We start from the raw sequence: 17,053 nt of genomic DNA, 5'->3' as shown, positions 1-17,053 counted from the left end.
ACCCGACGCATCTCCAGAACCGAGAGGACCCCCTCGTGCAGCACCGCAGCATCGGCAACGACGTCGTCGGCCGGGTCACCGTGTCGGCCATCGGCCTGGGCGCCATGCCCCTGTCCATCACCTCCCAGCGCCCCTCACCGGAGGCGGCCGAGGCCGTCGTGCACGCGGCCCTGGACGCCGGCGTCACCCTCATCGACACCGCGGACGCCTACTGCTTGGACGACACCGAGGTGGGCCACAACGAGCGCACGGTCGCCGCGGCGGTCCGCTCCTACGCCGGTGGGGACGACGTCCTCATCGCCACCAAGGGCGGGCACACCCGGCCCGGCGGCGGCGAGTGGGGCCTCGACGGCTCCCCGGAGCACCTCAGGCGGGCGTGCGACGCCTCGCTGCAGGCCCTGGGCGTGGACGCCATCGGCCTCTACCAGTTCCACCGGCCGGACCCGGAGACGCCGTGGGCGGACTCGATGGGCGCGCTCAAGGACCTCTACGACGCCGGCAAGGTGCGGATGGTCGGGGTGTCCAACGCCGACATCGGCCAGATCGACGAGGCCCGCGCCATCTGCGGCGACGCCTTCGTCAGCGTGCAGAACCAGTTCTCCCCCGGCTTCCGGTCCTCCGCCGGCGAACTCGCCCACTGCGCGGCGAACGGCATCGCGTGGTTCCCGTGGAGCCCCTTCGGCGGCATGGGCGACGCCGGCTCGCTGGCCACCACCGCCGCCGAGTTCGCCGCGGTCGCCGACGAGCTGGGCGTGTCGGTCTACCAGGTCACCCTGGCCTGGCACCTGGCCCAGGCCGACGTCGTCATCCCCATCCCGGGCGCCAGCAAGCCGCGCAGCATCCAGGACTCGGCAGCCGCCACCCACGTGCAGCTGACCAGCGAACACCTCGCTCGCCTCGACACCACCGCCTGACCCCTCGAGTCGATCACCGTCAGGTGGTCACACGGCACGCTGCTGGACGCGTGTCGCCACGACCACCTGGCGCTGGTCACGAGGGTCGGGGCGCGCTGGCAGCTGGTACGGCGCCGGCGGGGGCCGGCGTCCTGCACCGCGGTCTGCGCGTCACCAGCGGTGCGCAGACCTTCCTGGACTGCGCCCCGCTGCCTCTGCCCGAGGACCTCTGCGCCCTCGGCGACGCCCTCTGGCGCGCCGGGATGCTGGTCCCCGCGTCGTCGGCCGGACGGCTCGCGCGGGCCGACCGGGTCCGGGGCATCACGCGGGCGCGGTGGGTGGCCCCGCGCGTGGACCGGGGGCGATGTCCCGCCCGGAGTCGCGGCCCCGGTGGTTGCTGGCCGACAGCGACCTGCCACCGGTCCGGGCGCAGGTCCCGGTGTGCGACCGCGCCGGTCGCGTCGTCGCGCACACCGACTGGGGCTGGGAGGAGTGGCGGAGTGGCGGGTGCTCGGTGAGTACGAGGGCCGCCACCACGCCGAGGTCGCCCAGTTCGACCGGGACGTCGACCGGTCCTTCCTGATGGGCGCCGACGGCTGGCTCCTGCTGCGCTCCGGTGCCCGCCACGGTCGCAGCACGGTCGTGGACCGCTGCCGCCACCCCTTCCGCAGCCGCGGCTGGCGCCCACCGGCGGGTCGATCATCGTCAGGTGGTGGTGCCGACGCACCTCCGAGGGCGTGTCCGACGACCACCTGACGATGATCAACCGCGGCAGGGGGTCAGGCGAGGACCTCGCTGAGGGCGGCCAGGACCAGGGCGACGGTGTCGGGGCGGGCGTTGTGGCCCATCATCCCGATCCGCCAGACGCTCGCGGCGTACTGGCCGACGCCGCCGCCGATCTCGATGTCGTACTCCTGGAGCAACCGCTTGCGCACCGCGGCCGAGTCGACGCCCTCGGGCACCCAGACCGTGGTGAGCTCGGGGAGCCGGTGGCCCTCGGCGGCGAACAACCGCATGCCCATGGCCTCGAGGCCGGCCTGCAGCGCACCGCCGGCGGCGGCGTGGCGGGCGTGGACGGCGGGCAGGCCCTCCTCCAGCACCCGGCCCAGGCCCGCGTGCAGTGACACGACCATGCCGGTGGGCGCAGTGTGGTGGTAGGTACGGCCACCCGAGCCGCCGGCCTCACCTGCGTAGCCACCGAGCAGGCCCAGGTCCAGGTACCAGGACTGCGGCCGGGTGATCCGACGCTCCCAGGCCCGGTCGCTGATGGTGAACGGGGCCAGCCCGGGCGCGACGCCCAGGCACTTCTGCGAGCCGGAGTAGGCGATGTCCACGCCCCACTCGTCCAGGGCCACCGGGATGCCCCCGAGCGAGGTCACGCAGTCGGCCACCAGCAGTGCGTCGCCCTTGCCGGCGCCCAGCGCGGCCATGTCGGACTCCACGCCGGTGGAGGTCTCCGCGTGCACGGCCGCGATCACCTTGGGCGCGGGGTGCGCGGACAGCACCCGGTCGGCGTCCACCGGCTGGCCCCACTCGTGCTCGACCGGCACGACCTCGGCGCCGGTGCGGGAGGCGACCTCGACCATCCGCTGGCCGAAGAGCCCGTTGACCGCGACGACGGCGACGTCCCCGGGGCCCAGGGTGTTGACGAAGGCGGCCTCCATGCCGGCCGAGCCGGTGGCCGACAGCGGCAGCGTGCGCCGGTTCGCGGTGCCGAAGACCTCGCGCAGCCGGTCGGAGGTCTCGTCCAGCACCTGCAGGAAGAGCGGGTCGAGGTGCCCCAGCAGCGGCTGCCCCAGGGCGACCGTGGCCTCCGGGTAGGGGTTGCAGGGGCCGGGTCCGAGCAGGGTGCGAGCACGCAACATGTGTCGCACGTTACCCAGTCGAGTTGATCATCGTCAGGCGGGAGGGGCGACCTCGGGCGCGGGCGCGGGCTCGGGCTCGGGCACGAAGTCGATGCCGGCCTCGGTCCGCTGGGCGTCGCTGATCGGCGTCGGGGCACCGGTCAGCGGGTCGTAGCCGGCCCCGGTCTTGGGGAAGGCGATGACCTCGCGGATCGAGTCCACACCGGCCAGCAGCGCCGTCAGCCGGTCCCAGCCCAGCGCCGCACCGGCGTGCGGCGGCGGGCCGTAGGCGAAGGCCTCCAGGAAGAACCCGAAGCGCTCCCGGGCCTCCTCGCGGGACATGCCGAGGGTCTCGAACACCCGCTCCTGCAGGGCGGCGTCGTGGATGCGGACCGAGCCGGACATGCACTCGTTGCCGTTGATCACCAGGTCGTAGGCGTCGGACAACGCCGCGCCCTTGTCCTCGGCGAACCGGTCCCGCCACTCGGGCGTGGGCGAGGTGAACGGGTGGTGCATGAACGTCCAGCCACCGTCCTCGGTCTCCTCGAACATCGGGAAGTCCACGACGAAGAGGAACGACCAGGAGCCCGGGGTGATGAGCTCCAGCCGCTTGGCGATCTCGTTGCGCGCGGCGCCCAGCAGCTCCTGGGACGTCCGGCGGGCACCGGCGGCGAAGAACACGCAGTCCCCCGGCTGCGCACCGATGGCCTCGACGAGGCCGGCACGCTCGGCGTCGGAGATGTTCTTGGTGACCGGGCCGCCCAGCGACCCGTCCTCGCCCACCGTGACGTAGGCCAGGCCCTTGGCCCCGCGCGAGCGGGCCCAGTCCTGCCAGGCGTCGAACGTGCGGCGCGGCTGCGAGCCGCCACCGGGCATGACGACGGCGCCGACGTAGGGCGACTGGAAGACCCGGAACGGGGTGTCGGCGAAGTAGGAGGTCAGCTCGGTGAGCTCCAGGCCGAAACGCAGGTCGGGCTTGTCCGAGCCGAAGCGGTCCATGGCCTCGCGGTAGGTCATCCGCGGGATCTCCCCGACCTGGTGGTCGGCGAGCTCGGCCCACAGCGCGGTGACCACCGAGGAGGCGACGTCCAGGACGTCGTCCCGGTCGACGAAGCTCATCTCGAAGTCCAGCTGGGTGAACTCCGGCTGCCGGTCGGCACGGAAGTCCTCGTCCCGGAAGCAGCGGGCGATCTGGTAGTAGCGCTCCATCCCGCCGATCATCAGCAGCTGCTTGAACAGCTGCGGGGACTGCGGGAGCGCGTACCAGGACCCGGGCTGCAGCCGGACCGGGACGACGAAGTCACGTGCGCCCTCGGGGGTGGACCGGGTCAGCGACGGGGTCTCGACCTCGACGAAGCCCTGGGACGCCATGACGCCGCGGGCCACCCGGTTGACCTCCGAGCGCAGCCGCAGGACCGAGGCCGGGCCCTGCCGGCGCAGGTCCAGGTAACGGTAGGAGTACCGGACGTCGTCCCCGGCGGCCTGGGCGCTCTCGATCGGGAAGGGCAGTGGCGCGGACGACGACAGCACCTCCAGCGCGGAGGCCACGACCTCGATCTCGCCCGAGGGCAGCTCGGGGTTCTCGTTGCCGGCCGGGCGGGCCTGGACCTGCCCGGTGACGAGCACGCAGTACTCGTTGCGCAGCGCGTGCGCCTCCTCCTCGCGGACGACGACCTGGGCGTAGCCCGAGGCGTCGCGGACGTCGAGGAAGACCACCCCGCCGTGGTCGCGGCGGCGGGCGATCCAGCCGGCGAGGGTGACGGTGGTGCCGGCGTCGGCGGCCCTGAGGGTGCCGGCGTCGTGGGTGCGGAGCACGGGAGTGCCTTTCGAGAGGAGGTGGGGCTTACCAGCGGGCGTGCACGTGGGCGCGGACGCGCTCGTCGTACACCCGCTCGAGGTCGGCGAGCTGGCCCTCGGTCAGCGGGGCGAGCGAGGCGGCGGCGACGTTGCCGAGGACCTGCTCGACGTTGCGGGCGCCGGGGATGACGGCGGTGACGCCGGGCTGGTCGATGACCCAGCGCAGCGCGAAGGCCGCGGTGGTGGTGCCCTCGGGGGCGATGGCGGCGACCTCGCGGGCGGCGGCCAGGCCGACGTCGTAGGGCACGCCGGAGAAGGTCTCGCCGACGTCGAAGGCCTCGCCGTTGCGGTTGAAGTTGCGGTGGTCGTCGGCGGCGAACGTCGTCGACTCGTCGTACTTGCCGGTCAGCAGGCCCGAGGCCAGCGGCACCCGGGCCAGGATGCCGACCTGCGCGGCGCGGGCGGCGGGCAGCAGCTCCTCCAGCGGCTTGCGCCGGAAGACGTTGAGGATGACCTGGATGGTCTGCACGCCCTCGTGCTGCAGCGCGGTGAGGCCCTCGGCGACGGTCTCCACCGAGACGCCGTAGGCGGCGATCGAGCCGTCGGCGACGAACCCGTCGAGGGTGTCGTAGACGCGCTGGTCGGAGTAGACGGCCGGCGGCGGGCAGTGCAGCTGGACCAGGTCCAGGGTGTCCACGCCCAGGTTGCGGCGGGAGCGGTCCACCCAGGCGCGCAGGTTCTCGGGGGTGTAGGTCGCGGCCTCGAAGGGGTCGGCGCGGCGGCCGGCCTTGGTGGCGACGAAGGGACGGTCGGACCGGACGGCCAGCGCCTGCCGGATGCGCTCCTCGGAGCGGCCGTCGCCGTAGACGTCGGCGGTGTCCAGCAGGGTGACGCCGGCGTCGAGGGCGGCGTCGAGCACCTCGGCGGCGCCCTCGGAGCTGACGTCGCCCCAGTCGCCACCGAGCTGCCAGGTGCCCAGGCCGACGACGGAGACGTCGGCGCCGGTACGGCCGAGGGGGCGGGTCTCGAGAGCAGTCATGACACCACCGTCGCACGCACCCGTTCGACCAGCTCAGCGAGGGGCACCGGCACCTGCTCGCCGGTGGCCATGGTCTTGAGCTGGCCGACGCCCTCGGCGAGGTCCCGGTCGCCGATGACGACGACCTGGGCGGCCCCGGACCGGTCGGCGGCCTTCATGGCGCCCTTGAGCCCGCGGTCGCCGTAGACGGTGTCGGCGGAGACGCCCGCGGCGCGCAGCTGCCCGACCAGGGTGACGGCCAGCTTCTTCGCGGCCGCGCCCAGCGGCACGACGAAGGCCTGCACCCCGGGGGCGACCGCGATGTCCAGGCCCTCGGCCTGCACCGCGAGGATCGTGCGGTCCACGCCCACGGCGTAGCCGATGCCCGAGACGTCGGGGCCGCCGAGGGCCGCGGACAGCCCGTCGTACCGGCCGCCGCCGCCGATGCCCGACTGCGAGCCCAGCCCGCCGTGCACGAACTCGAAGGTGGTCTTCGTGTAGTAGTCCAGCCCGCGGACCAGCCGGGGCGCCTCGACCCAGCTGATGCCCAGGTCGGTGAGGTGCTCGCGGACGGCGTCGTAGTGCGCGCGGGTGCTGTCGGAGAGGTGGTCCACCATCAGCGGGGCGTCGACCAGCTGGGCCTGCACCTCGGGCCGCTTGTCGTCCAGCACGCGCAGCGGGTTGATCTCCACCCGGCGCCGGGTGTCCTCGTCCAGGTCCAGCCGGCCCAGGAAGGCGGTCAGCAGCTCGCGGTACTGCGGGCGGCAGGTGGCGTCGCCCAGCGAGGTCAGCTGCAGCTCGTAGTCGGTGAGCCCGAGGTCGCGGTAGCCCTGGTCGGCCAGGGCGACGACCTCGGCGTCCAGGGCCGGGTCGTCGGTGCCCAGGGCCTCGACGTCGACCTGGGTGAAGTGCCGGTAGCGACCGGCCTGCGGGCGCTCGTAGCGGAACGCCGAGCCGACGCTCCACAGCTTCACCGGCAGCGCCCCGGAGTACAGCCGGTGCTCGATGAACGCGCGCATCAGCCCGGCGGTGAGCTCGGGGCGCAGGGTCAGCGACCGGCCGCCCTTGTCGGTGAAGGAGTACATCTCCTTGCTGACGACGTCGGTGGACTCCCCCACGCCGCGGGCGAACACGGCGGTGTCCTCGAAGACCGGGGTCTCCACGTAGCCGTAGCCCGCCCGCCGCAGCGGCGCGGTGAGCGTCTCGCGGACGGCCAGAAACCGCGCGGAGTCCGGGGGCAGGACGTCGAAGGTGCCCTTGGGGGCGACGAGGTCGCTCACAGCCCGCGGCCCTTCGTGGGGGCGGCGGCGGCCTCGGCCAGGTAGGGGTTGGTCGCCCGCTCCCGGCCGATCGTCGTGGCACCGCCGTGCCCGGGGAGCACCACGGTCGCGTCGTCCAGGGGCAGCACGACGTCGCGCAGCGAGCCGAGCATCGACTCCCAGGAGCCCCCGGGCAGGTCGACGCGACCGACCGAGCCGGCGAAGAGCACGTCCCCGGCGAGCAGCCCGGGGCTGTCGTCCAGGTCCAGGGTGAAGACGACCGAGCCCTGGGTGTGGCCCGGTGCGTGCCGGACGGTGAGGTCGACGCCGGCCAGGGAGAGCACCGCGCCGTCCTCGAGGGACAGCACGTCGGCCGGGTCGGGCAGCCGCACGCCGGTGATCAGCGGGGCCAGCGCGGGGCCGTGCCAGCGGGCCGGGTCGGCGAGCATCCCGGAGTCGGCGGGGTGCAGGTAGGCGGGGATGTCGTAGCCCTCGCAGACCGGCAGCACGGAGGCGGTGTGGTCGAGGTGGCCGTGGGTCAGCACGACGGCGACGGGCTTGAGCCGTTCCTCGGCGAGCATCCGGGCCAGCGGCTCGACGGCCTCCATCCCGGGGTCGACGACGACGCACTCGGCGCCCGGCCCGGAGGCCACGGCGTAGCAGTTGGTGCCGAACGCGCCGGCGGGGAACGAGCGGATGAGCACCGGGTCAGGCTACGCGGGGCCCGGCACTCCCCCGCCCGGCCTGCAGGGAGCCTCCAGGTGCGCCACCTAGACTCACCGCTCGACCAGCGGGGACCGGCTCACACGTGCGTCCCCGAGCAGCCGCACCGAGGAGCCCGCGTACCCGTGCCCAGCAACAAGCAGCGCCGTCAGGCCGCCCAGCGACACCTGCAGCGTCAGCTGGAACGACGGGCCGAGCAGGCCCAGAAGCGCCGCCGCAACCTGCTGATCGGGATCACCGCGCTGGCCGTGCTCGTGGTCGTCGGGGCCGCGCTGCTGATCACCGGCCTGGGTGGGGACGACGACACCGCGACCGCCGACGGTGGCGCCGGCACCTCGGCCGCCCCCAGCGACCCCGCGCTGCCCACGCCGGGCCCCGGTGCCGAGCGGGCCGGGCAGACCACCACCGCCCTGCCGTGCACCTACACCTACGACGCGCAGGGCAGCTCGGGCACCGCCAACGACGCCCCGACCGGCGACGTCCCCACCGAGGGCACGGTCTCCGAGACCATCACCACCAGCGCCGGTGTCATCCCGGTGACCCTGGACCAGTCCGGCACCGCGACCTGCGCGACCGCCAGCTTCGTGTCGCTGGCCTCGCAGGGCTACTTCGACGAGACCCCCTGCCACCGGCTGACCACCAGCGCCGGCCTGTCGGTCCTGCAGTGCGGTGACGCCAGCGGCACCGGCACCGGCGGCCCGGGCTACACCTTCCCGACCGCGGTCGACGGCACCGAGACCTACGGCCGCGGCGTCCTGGCGATGGCCAACAGCGGTCAGGGCACCGACGGCAGCCAGTTCTTCCTGGTCTACGGCGACAGCCAGCTGACCCCGGACTACACGGTCTTCGGGACCATCGACGAGGCCGGACTGGCCGTGCTGGACCAGGTCGGTGCCGCCGGCACCGCCGACGGCAGCGACGACGGCGCCCCGGCCACCCCGGTGACGATCACCTCGGTCACCCCGGCCGCGTGAGGCCGGCGCGCGCCGGCGGGGCTGCGGGTCTGGCCCTGCTCCTCGCCGGCTGCACGGCGACGGTGCAGGGCACTGCGTCACCACGGGTCGAGGTGACCCTGGCCGGCACCGAGGTCGCCTCCTACGCCCCGGGTCAGCAGCACGTCACCACCGACGTCGACTACGCGGAGTCCCCGCCGGTGGGCGGTCCGCACGACGCCAGCTGGGCCGACTGCACCGGCACCGTCTACGACACCGAGCTGCGGCCGGAGAACGCCGTGCACTCGCTGGAGCACGGGGCCGTGTGGGTGGCCTACGACCCGGGTCTGGCCACCGACGCCGACGTCGAGGCGCTCACCGCGCTGGTCGAGGGCCGTCCCGGGACGATGCTGTCGCCGTACCCGGACCTGGGCGTGCCGGTCTCGCTGCAGGCCTGGAACCACCAGCTGCAGGCGGGTTCGGGCACGGACCCGGCGGTCGAGGCGTTCACCACGCTGCTCACGTTCAACCCGGACACGACGCCCGAGCTCGGCGCGACCTGCGAGAACCCGGCCTTCACGCCCTGACGGCGCGCCGGGTGACCGCGGCGACCAGCCGTTCCAGCGGTCCCCGGCCCAGCACGAGGGCCCACAGGGTGCACACCACCAGTGTGGTGACGACGAAGCGCAGCCACAGCCCCACGCCGTCGTCGGTGGAGTCGAAGAGCGTCTCGCCGAGCCAGGCGATGCCGACCAGGTGCGCGCAGTAGGCCGACAGCGGCATGGACCCGACGCAGGCCAGCGGCAGCAGCACCCAGCGCAGCCGGTCGGCGACCAGCAGGCACACCCCCAGGACCAGCAGCGCGAACCCACCGGAGCCGATCGTCTCGGCCGGGGTGTTGCTGTGCGGCAGGGCGAGCAGCAGCTGGTCGGCCGGGGGCACCAGGTCCCGCCAGGAGGGGTCCTCGGCGAACGCGGCCTGCTCGTCGACGGCGCCCGGGGTCACCTGCGCGACGCCGGCTGCGCCGTACCCGAGGACGGCCAGCGCCGAGCCCACCAGGACCAGCGTGGCCCGGACCCGGACGGTGGTCAGGTCGCTGCGGCCGACGGCCAGGCCGGTCGCCACGAACGCCGCCCAGGTGGCGACGGGGTAGACCCCGGTGAACCCCAGCTGACCGAGCACTCCCCCGCCGCCGGTGTCGGCGTACACCCAGGGCAGCAGCACCTGGTGGTACAGCGGGTTGACCACCAGCACGAGGCCGGCCGCCAGTGCCAGCAGGGAACGCACGCGCCAGCGCAGCAGCGGGATGCACAGCACGACCAGGACCGCGTAGAACTCCAGGATCACCGCCACCGGCACGACCAGCAGCTGCACCAGCCCGCCCAGGGCCAGCAGCAGCGCCGCCCGGGTGAGCAGCACCAGCCGGGCGCGGACCAGCGCCTCGCCCTCGGGCGGTGTGGTCCGGCCGGTGAGCAGCCCCACCGACACCCCGGCCAGGGTGGCGAACAGGATCGAGGAGCGGCCGTCCACGAGCCCGGACCAGGTCGAGGGGTCGGTCCACACCAGCTCGTCGGTGGTCAGCAGGTGTGCCCCGAACATGCCCAGCACGGCCAGTCCCCGCGCCACGTCGACGCCGCGCAGGCGACGCGGGTCGGGCGTGCGCCAGGCCGGCCGGAACCGCCGTGGGGCCGGTGGTGCGTCGGCGCGGTCGACGGTGGCGGTCACCGGGGCAGGTTAGGTCAGCCCGCTGTGCGGGCTGGGTGTACGGCTAGGCGGTGACGCGTTCGACGTCGAAGACCCCGTCCACGTTGCGCACGGTCTGCAGCACCGCGCCCAGGTGCGCCGGGTCGGCCAGCTCGAAGGTGAACCGGCTGATCGCCACCCGGTCCCGGCTGGTCTGCACCGAGGCGGACAGGATGTTGACCCGCTCGTCGGCGAGGGCCTTGGTGACGTCGGACAGCAGCCGGTGCCGGTCCAGCGCCTCGACCTGGATGGCGACCAGGAACACCGACCCCGGAGCCGAGGCCCACTCGACCTCGACCAGGCGCTCGGGCTTGCGCTCGAGGTCCTCGGCGTTGGTGCAGTCGGTGCGGTGCACGCTGACGCCGCCCCCGCGGGTGACGAACCCGAGGATGTCGTCCCCGGGGACCGGGGTGCAGCACTTGGCGAGCTTGGCCCACACGTCGGTCATCCCGACGACGAGCACACCCGGGTCGCCGCCGGCGGTGCGGGCGACGGTGCGCTTGGTCGGGATCGCGGTCTCGGCGATGTCCTCGGTGGCACCCTCCGAGCCGCCCAGGGCGACCAGCAGCTTCTCCACGACCGAGGAGGCCGAGACCTGGTTCTCCCCCACCGCGGCGTAGAGCGCGCTGACGTCGGCGTGGTGCAGGTCGGCGGCCAGGGTGGCCAGCGCCTCCCCGCCCATCAGCCGCTGCAGCGGGAGCCCGGCCTTGCGCATCGCCTTGGTGAGCGCGTCCTTGCCGGCCTCGATGGCGTCCTCGCGGCGCTCCTTGGTGAACCACTGGCGGATCTTGGTCCGTGCGCGGGAGGAGCCGACGAACTCCAGCCAGTCCCGGCTGGGGCCCGCCGTGGGCGAGCGGGAGGTGAAGACCTCCACGACGTCGCCGTTGGCGAGCTTGCTGTCCAGGGAGACCAGCGAGCCGTTCACCCGGGCCCCGATGCAGCGGTAGCCGACCTCGGTGTGCACGGCGAAGGCGAAGTCGACGGGGGTGGCCTCGCCCGGCAGGCTGATGACGTCGCCCTTGGGCGTGAAGACGAAGACCTCCTGCGGGCCCAGGTCGTAGCGCAGGGTCTCCAGGAACTCCCCGGGCTCCTGGGCCTCGCGCTGCCAGTCCAGCAGCTGGCGCAGCCACAGCATGTCGTCACCGGAGGACCCGGGCTTGGGCGGGGCGACCGCGCCGCCCTTGGCCTTCTCCTTGTACTTCCAGTGCGCCGCGATGCCGTACTCGGCGGTGCGGTGCATGTCGTGCGTACGGATCTGCAGCTCGACGGGCTTGCCCTGCGGGCCGATCACCGTGGTGTGCAGCGACTGGTACATGTTGAACTTCGGCATCGCCACGAAGTCCTTGAAGCGGCCGGGCACCGGCTGCCAGTGCGCGTGCATGATGCCCAGCGCCGCGTACACGTCGCGCACCGAGTCGACCAGGATGCGGATGCCGACCAGGTCCCAGATGTCGGTGAAGTCCCGGCCGCGGACGATCATCTTCTGGTAGATCGAGTAGTAGTGCTTGGGCCGGCCGGTGACGGTGGCCTCGACCTTGGCGCCCTTGAGCTGCTCGGTGACCGCCGAGGTCACCTCGGACAGGTAGGTGTCCCGGGACGGCGCCCGCTCGGCGACCAGCCGGACGATCTCGTCGTAGCGCTTGGGGTAGAGCGTCGCGAACGCGAGGTCCTCGAGCTCCCACTTGATGGTGTTCATGCCCAGCCGGTGGGCCAGCGGGGCGAGGATCTCCAGCGTCTCGCGCGCCTTCTTCTCCTGCTTCTCCGGCGGGAGGAAGCGCAGCGTGCGCATGTTGTGCAGCCGGTCGGCCAGCTTGATGACCAGCACCCGCGGGTCGCGGGCCATCGCCACGATCATCTTGCGGATCGTCTCGGCCTGGGCGCCGTCCCCGAAGCTGACCTTGTCGATCTTGGTGACCCCGTCGACGAGGTGCGCGACCTCGGGACCGAAGTCGGCGGTGATGGTGTCCAGCCCGACGCCGGTGTCCTCGACGGTGTCGTGCAGCAGCGCGGCGACCAGCGTGGTGGTGTCCATCCCCAGCCCGGCCAGCACCGTGGCGACGGCGAGCGGGTGGGTGATGTAGGGGTCCCCGGACTTGCGCTTCTGGCTGGAGTGGGCCTCCTCGGCCACGTCGTAGGCGCGCTGCAGCAGGGCCAGGTCGGCCTTGGGGTGGCTGGTCCGGTGCAGCGAGGCCAGCGGCTCCAGGACCGGGCGCACCACGGTCGAGCGCTGGCCGGCGACGATGCGGCGGGCCAACCGGTCCCGGACCCGGCGACGGGGCACCGTGTCCAGCAGCGTGCCCTGCGGCTCGTCCGGCACCTCGACGGGCCGGGTGTGGTCCGGGCGCTGGACGGCGGGCCGCTCGGGCAGGGCGGCCCGCTCGGCCCGCTCGGCCTTCTCGGCCACGATGGGCTCGACGGCCGGGGCTCCCGCGGGGGCCGTGCCGGTGCTGGGGGCGACGACGTCAGAGGCCACGGGTCACTCCTCGGGTCCGGCGGGACGGGACCCTCACCATGCTAGCCAGGCAGCAGGACGCCGGCCCCGCTCGGGAGGGTGAGCTGGGCGTCAGGTGGTCCAGAGTGCGTGCACCGTGTGCGGGCGCAGTCGCTCCCGGCCACCGAGGACCGGCAGCTCGACGACGACGCTGACCGCCGTCACCACCCCACCGAGCTGCTCGACGAGCGAGATGGCCGCCTCCAGGGTGCCGCCGGTGGCCAGCACGTCGTCCACGACCAGCACCCGCTGGCCGGGCCGGATGGAGTCGGTGTGCAGCTCCAGGGTGGCCGTGCCGTACTCCAGCACGTAGTCGGCCGACACCCGCTCACGCGGCAGCTTGCCCGCCTTGCGGACGGGCACCACCCCGGTGCCGGCGTCCAGGGCGACGGCGGCGGCCAGCAGGAACCCGCGCGCCTCCACCCCGACGACGACGTCGAACCCGACGTCCCCGGCACCGTCGGCCAGTGCGGCCGCGCGGGGGTCCTCCTGGACCGGGGTCTGCGCCAGGGCGTCGACGACCCGGCGGAAGGCCCGCGGGTCGGCGAAGACCGGGGTCAGGTCACGGAAGACGACACCGGGCTCGGGGAAGTCCGGGACGTCGACGGCGATGGAGGCGATGAGCTCGTCGAGCGGCAGCTCACCGGCGGTGTCCAGGGAGGTCACCGGCGCTTCTTGCCCTGCGGCCGGGTGGCCGGTCGGGCCCCCGGGCGGGGGGCGGCGACCGTGCGGGTCACCGAGGACGGCGACTCGACCTGCTCGACGGCCTCGGGCCGCGCCGGGAGCTCCTCCCGGTCGGCCACCGCGACCCCGGTGGCAGCCGGCCGGGACCGGCGGGCACTGGCGACCGGCCCGGCGGTGACGGGTGCGCCTCCGGCCTGGGCGGCCTGCCGGGCGTCGGAGGCCCGCCGGGCCAGGACCCGCTTGCGCAGGGCCTGGACGCCGGGCTCGCGCTCCTTGAGGTCGGCGAGCACCGGCGTGGCCAGGAAGATCGAGCTGTAGGTGCCGGCGGCCAGGCCGACGGTGAGCACCAGCGCGAGGTCCTGCAGCGTGCCGACGCCGAGCAGACCGACGCCGACGACCAGCAGGCCCAGCACCGGCAGCAGTGCGATGACCGAGGTGTTGATCGACCGCATGAGCGTCTGGTTGACCGCGAGGTTGGCCGCCTCGCCCCAGGTCATCCGGGCGCCCTTCTCCAGGTCCTTGACGTTCTCGTCGACCTTGTCGAAGACGACGACGGTGTCGTACAGGCTGAACCCGAGGATGGTGAGGAACCCGATGACGGTGGAGGGGGTGACCTCGAAGCCGACCAGGGAGTAGACGCCGGCGGTCAGCACGATGTCGTGGGCGAGGGCGGCCATCGCACCGACCGCCATCTTCGGCTGGAACCGGATCGCCAGGAAGAGCACGACGGCGGCCAGGAAGACCAGCAGCGCGATCAGCGCCTGGTCGGTGATGTCCCGACCCCAGTCGGCGCTGACCGACTCCGGGCTCACCTGGGAGTCGCTGACCCCGGCGGCGTCGGCGATCGCCGTCACGACGGTGGCCTCGGCGGCGTTGTCCAGGGCCCCGGTGCGCAGCAGCACCGTGTTGCCACCGACCACCTGCGCGGTCGAGACGTCGGCGCCCGCCTCCTCGGCGGCCTCCCGGATCTCGGCCAGCTGGGACGTCGAGGCGGGCACCCGGAAGCTGTTGCCGCCCTCGAAGTCGATGCCGAAGTTGAAGCCCCGGAACACCATCGAGGCGACACAGACCAGCACGACCACGGCGGTGACCTTGTACCAGAACCGGCTGCGCCCGACGACGTCCAGACCGACCTCGCCGTTGTACAACCGGTGCGCGAGGGACGCCTTCCTCGGCGCCGCCCGCACCGCCGCGACCTCCTCCGGGGTGTCGCCCTCGGCCGGGAGGGCGGCCTCGGCGAGCGCCTCGTCGTCGGCGTCCGCGGCCGCGTCGGCCCGGACCTCCTCGGCGGACTCGGTGGCGTCGTCCCGGCCGTCGCCGTCGGCGTCGTCCAGGGGCGAGGTGGCAGACCCGGGGGTGCGCTCGGGGTCCGGCACGACGGCGTCGCGGCCCAGGTCGGTCGCGTCGTCGCCGTCGCGGGGGGTGCCGGTCATCGGTCGCTCCTGTCGGTGCCGGACGCGGTGGCGCCCGTGCTCGTGCCGCTGCCCGCGGTGGCCAGGCGACCGGGGCGCTGCCCCGGTCGGGGCGCGGCAGCCGGACGACGGGTGACGTCGACGGCGCCGAGCCCGGAGAAGCGGCTGCTGCCGAAGCTCCGGAACCGGGACAGCACCGCCATCAGCGGGTGCGTGAAGAGGAAGACCACGATCAGGTCGAGCACCGTGGACAGACCCAGGGTGAACGCGAAGCCCTTCACGTCGCCGATGGCCAGGACGTAGAGGATCGCGGCGGCCAGGAAGCTGACCGCGTCGGCGGACAGGATCGTCCGGCGGGCCCGGACCCAGGCCCGGGGGACGGCGCTGCGCAGCGTGCGGCCCTCGCGGATCTCGTCCTTGAGCCGCTCGAAGTACACGACGAAGGAGTCCGCGGTGATGCCGATGCTGACGATGAACCCGGCGATGCCGGCCAGGCTCAGGGTGAACCCGATCTCCCGGCCCAGCAGCACCAGGCTGGCGTAGACGACGACCGCGGACAGCACGAGGCTGGCGATCATCACCAGACCCAGGGCGCGGTAGTAGAGCAGCGCGTAGAGGAACACCAGCGCGACGCCGATGGCCCCGGCGATGAGCCCGGCTTGCAGCTGCTCACCGCCCAGCTCGGTGGTGATGGTCTGCGCGGTGGCCTGGGTGAAGGTCAGCGGCAGCGCGCCGTACTTCAGCTGGTTGGCCAGCGTGGTCGCGGTCTCCTGGTCGAACTGACCGGTGATCGTCGTCTGGCCGTTGATCGCGCCCTGGATGGTCGGGGCGGACACGACGTTCCCGTCGAGGGTGAACGCCACGGCGCTGCCGGTGTTGGCGGCGGTGTAGGCGGCCCAGGTGGCAGCGGCCTCGCCCCGGAAGTCCAGCAGCACGATCCACTCGCCGGTGGCCTGCTGGGTGCCGGCGCTCGCGTCGGCGATGTCGGTGCCGGAGATGATCTGCGGACCGAGCAGGTACTTGGCGGTGCCGTCCTCCGAGCACGCGGCGACGAAGTCGTCGGCGGCGTCGACCTCGCGGTCGACCCCGTCGGGCTCGCAGGTCAGCGTGGCGAACTCGGCTGCGGCCTGCTCCTGGGTGACGGCGCCGGGGGCTTCGGGGACCGCGGTGGACGGGTCGGTCGCGGCCGGGTCGGTCGCGGCCGGGTCGGTCGCGGCCGGGTCGGTCACGGCCGGGTCGGTCACGGCGGGGTCCGTCGTCGGTGCGGCCGGGTCGGTCGTCTCGGGGGCGAAGAAGTCGGGGGCGAACGAGTCCGGGGCAGCACCCGAGGTCGGCGCCGCCGGCTCCGTCGTCGCGGGGTCCGTCGTGGCCGGGTCCGTGGTGGCCGGGTCCGTCGTGGCCGGGTCGGTGGTCGCCGGGTCGGTGGTCGCCGGGTCGGTGGTCGCGGGGACCTCCGTCGGCGTCACGCCGGCGGGCTCGGGGCCCTGCAGCACCGGGCGGAACCGCAGCTGGGCGGTCTGCCCGAGCTCGCGGGCCTGGTCGCCGTCCTCACCGGGGACCGAGATGACGATGTTGGAGTCGCCCTCGGTGACCACCTCGGCCTCGGCGACACCCAGGCCGTTCACCCGCTGCTCGATGATCTGCCGTGCCAGCTCGAGGTCCTCCCGGCTGGGGGTCCCCCCGCCCGGCACCTGGGCGGTGAGCGTGACGGTCGTGCCGCCCCGGAGGTCCAGACCCAGCTGCGGGGTGCGCTGGGTGCCGGTGGCGAAGATCAACCCGTACATGACCGCGACGATCAGGACGAAGGCCCCGAAGTAGCGGGCGGCGGGGAGCTGGCGAGCGGCCACGGTGCGGCGCCTCAGCGGTTGCGGTCGGAGGGGTCGCCGTCGCCGTCGACGATGCCCTGACGCTCGGCCGTGGGGGGCACGACCTCGCCGGCGGCGGCGTCGAGGACCGCACCGTCGGGCGTGCGGACCTCCATGATCGCCGGGCGGGCGAAGGTGGCGACGACGCCGGGGGCGATCTCGACGTCCACGGTGCCCTCTCCGAGACCGGCGACGGTGCCGTGCAGGCCGCTGGTGAGCATGACCGGGGTGCCCACGGTCAGCTTCTCCTGCAGGGCCTGCGCGTTGGCGGCCATCTTCTTGCGCTGGCGGGCCGGCAGCACGATGAGCAGTGCGAAGGCCAGCACCAGCAGGATGAGCGGGAAGAACTGCTCCACGGTTGTCGTGCCTCTCCACCGCGCCACGTTCGCGCG

General features: G+C 73.8%; 14 protein-coding genes. 3 read left to right on the top strand and 11 right to left on the bottom strand.

Going from position 1 to position 17,053, the window contains the following annotated elements; translation table 11 throughout:
- The first annotated feature begins 35 nt into the window (after positions 1-35).
- Positions 36-914, top strand: a complete 879-nt coding sequence (locus AC0IVP_RS05485) for an aldo/keto reductase (protein WP_471755125.1) — start codon at positions 36-38, stop codon at positions 912-914.
- Between the two features lie 758 nt (positions 915-1,672).
- Here AC0IVP_RS05485 and AC0IVP_RS05480 read toward each other — a convergent pair.
- The 5 genes from AC0IVP_RS05480 to AC0IVP_RS05460 are packed head-to-tail and all read right to left on the bottom strand — an operon-like array spanning position 1,673 to position 7,515.
- Positions 1,673-2,758: a pyridoxal-phosphate-dependent aminotransferase family protein gene (locus tag AC0IVP_RS05480; protein ID WP_471755123.1), complete on the bottom strand. Its 1,086-nt coding sequence runs from the start codon at positions 2,756-2,758 to the stop codon at positions 1,673-1,675.
- Positions 2,759-2,791: 33 nt separating this feature from the next.
- On the bottom strand, positions 2,792-4,552 hold the full coding sequence (aspS, locus tag AC0IVP_RS05475; RefSeq protein WP_471755121.1) for an aspartate--tRNA ligase: 1,761 nt from the start codon (positions 4,550-4,552) through the stop codon (positions 2,792-2,794).
- A 28-nt stretch (positions 4,553-4,580) separates the two neighbouring features.
- Positions 4,581-5,573: an aldo/keto reductase gene (locus AC0IVP_RS05470; RefSeq protein ID WP_471755119.1), complete on the bottom strand. Its 993-nt coding sequence runs from the start codon at positions 5,571-5,573 to the stop codon at positions 4,581-4,583.
- Positions 5,570-6,832, bottom strand: a complete 1,263-nt coding sequence (gene hisS, locus AC0IVP_RS05465) for a histidine--tRNA ligase (RefSeq protein WP_471755117.1) — start codon at positions 6,830-6,832, stop codon at positions 5,570-5,572. Before hisS ends, AC0IVP_RS05470 begins: the two co-directional genes overlap by 4 nt.
- Positions 6,829-7,515, bottom strand: a complete 687-nt coding sequence (locus tag AC0IVP_RS05460) for an MBL fold metallo-hydrolase (RefSeq protein ID WP_056299537.1) — start codon at positions 7,513-7,515, stop codon at positions 6,829-6,831. The genes hisS and AC0IVP_RS05460 overlap by 4 nt, the downstream gene beginning before the upstream one ends.
- 144 nt (positions 7,516-7,659) lie before the next feature.
- Here AC0IVP_RS05460 and AC0IVP_RS05455 point away from each other — a divergent pair, with 144 nt between their 5' ends.
- Both AC0IVP_RS05455 and AC0IVP_RS05450 read left to right on the top strand, forming a co-directional pair.
- Entirely contained in the window at positions 7,660-8,508 is an 849-nt protein-coding gene (locus AC0IVP_RS05455; RefSeq protein WP_471755115.1) for a peptidylprolyl isomerase, read from the top strand.
- The gene (locus tag AC0IVP_RS05450; protein ID WP_471755113.1) at positions 8,505-9,053 is read left to right on the top strand and encodes a DUF3105 domain-containing protein; all 549 of its coding nucleotides are present in this window, start codon (positions 8,505-8,507) and stop codon (positions 9,051-9,053) included. Before AC0IVP_RS05455 ends, AC0IVP_RS05450 begins: the two co-directional genes overlap by 4 nt.
- Here the strand turns inward: AC0IVP_RS05450 and AC0IVP_RS05445 are convergent.
- The 6 genes from AC0IVP_RS05445 to yajC all read right to left on the bottom strand — a co-directional run bounded on the left by AC0IVP_RS05445 (position 9,043) and on the right by yajC (position 17,017).
- Positions 9,043-10,191, bottom strand: a complete 1,149-nt coding sequence (locus AC0IVP_RS05445; RefSeq protein ID WP_471755111.1) for a heparan-alpha-glucosaminide N-acetyltransferase domain-containing protein — start codon at positions 10,189-10,191, stop codon at positions 9,043-9,045. The two genes, AC0IVP_RS05450 and AC0IVP_RS05445, sit on opposite strands and share 11 nt — an antisense overlap.
- 43 nt (positions 10,192-10,234) lie before the next feature.
- A complete protein-coding gene (locus tag AC0IVP_RS05440) occupies positions 10,235-12,682 on the bottom strand; it encodes a RelA/SpoT family protein (RefSeq protein ID WP_471755109.1) in 2,448 nt (815 codons plus the stop codon).
- 90 nt (positions 12,683-12,772) lie between these two features.
- Complete coding sequence (locus AC0IVP_RS05435; RefSeq protein WP_471755107.1) at positions 12,773-13,366, bottom strand: adenine phosphoribosyltransferase; 594 nt, start codon at positions 13,364-13,366, stop codon at positions 12,773-12,775.
- Positions 13,363-14,817 (bottom strand): protein translocase subunit SecF, encoded by a 1,455-nt coding sequence (gene secF, locus AC0IVP_RS05430; protein ID WP_471755105.1) that lies wholly within the window; start codon positions 14,815-14,817, stop codon positions 13,363-13,365. Before secF ends, AC0IVP_RS05435 begins: the two co-directional genes overlap by 4 nt.
- Positions 14,814-16,643 carry a protein translocase subunit SecD gene (secD, locus tag AC0IVP_RS05425; protein ID WP_471755103.1) on the bottom strand — a complete coding sequence of 610 codons (1,830 nt, stop codon included), beginning with the start codon at positions 16,641-16,643 and terminating at the stop codon, positions 14,814-14,816. The genes secF and secD overlap by 4 nt, the downstream gene beginning before the upstream one ends.
- A gap of 11 nt (positions 16,644-16,654) precedes the next feature.
- A complete protein-coding gene (gene yajC, locus AC0IVP_RS05420; protein WP_056299516.1) occupies positions 16,655-17,017 on the bottom strand; it encodes a preprotein translocase subunit YajC in 363 nt (120 codons plus the stop codon).
- Between the last annotated feature and the right edge of the window lie 36 nt (positions 17,018-17,053).

It is taken from the genome of Klenkia sp. AC732, from assembly GCF_979256525.1.
The sequence above is the reverse complement of the archived record's forward strand: the minus strand, read 5'-3'. Positions and strand labels throughout refer to the sequence as shown.

Excerpts from the sequence above, each read along its gene's own strand:
- secF (WP_471755105.1), bottom strand. The coding sequence starts at position 14,817 with ATGACCGGCACCCCCCGCGACGGCGACGACGCGACCGACCTGGGCCGC.
- AC0IVP_RS05470 (WP_471755119.1), bottom strand. The coding sequence starts at position 5,573 with ATGACTGCTCTCGAGACCCGCCCCCTCGGCCGTACCGGCGCCGACGTC.
- AC0IVP_RS05480 (WP_471755123.1), bottom strand. The coding sequence starts at position 2,758 with ATGTTGCGTGCTCGCACCCTGCTCGGACCCGGCCCCTGCAACCCCTAC.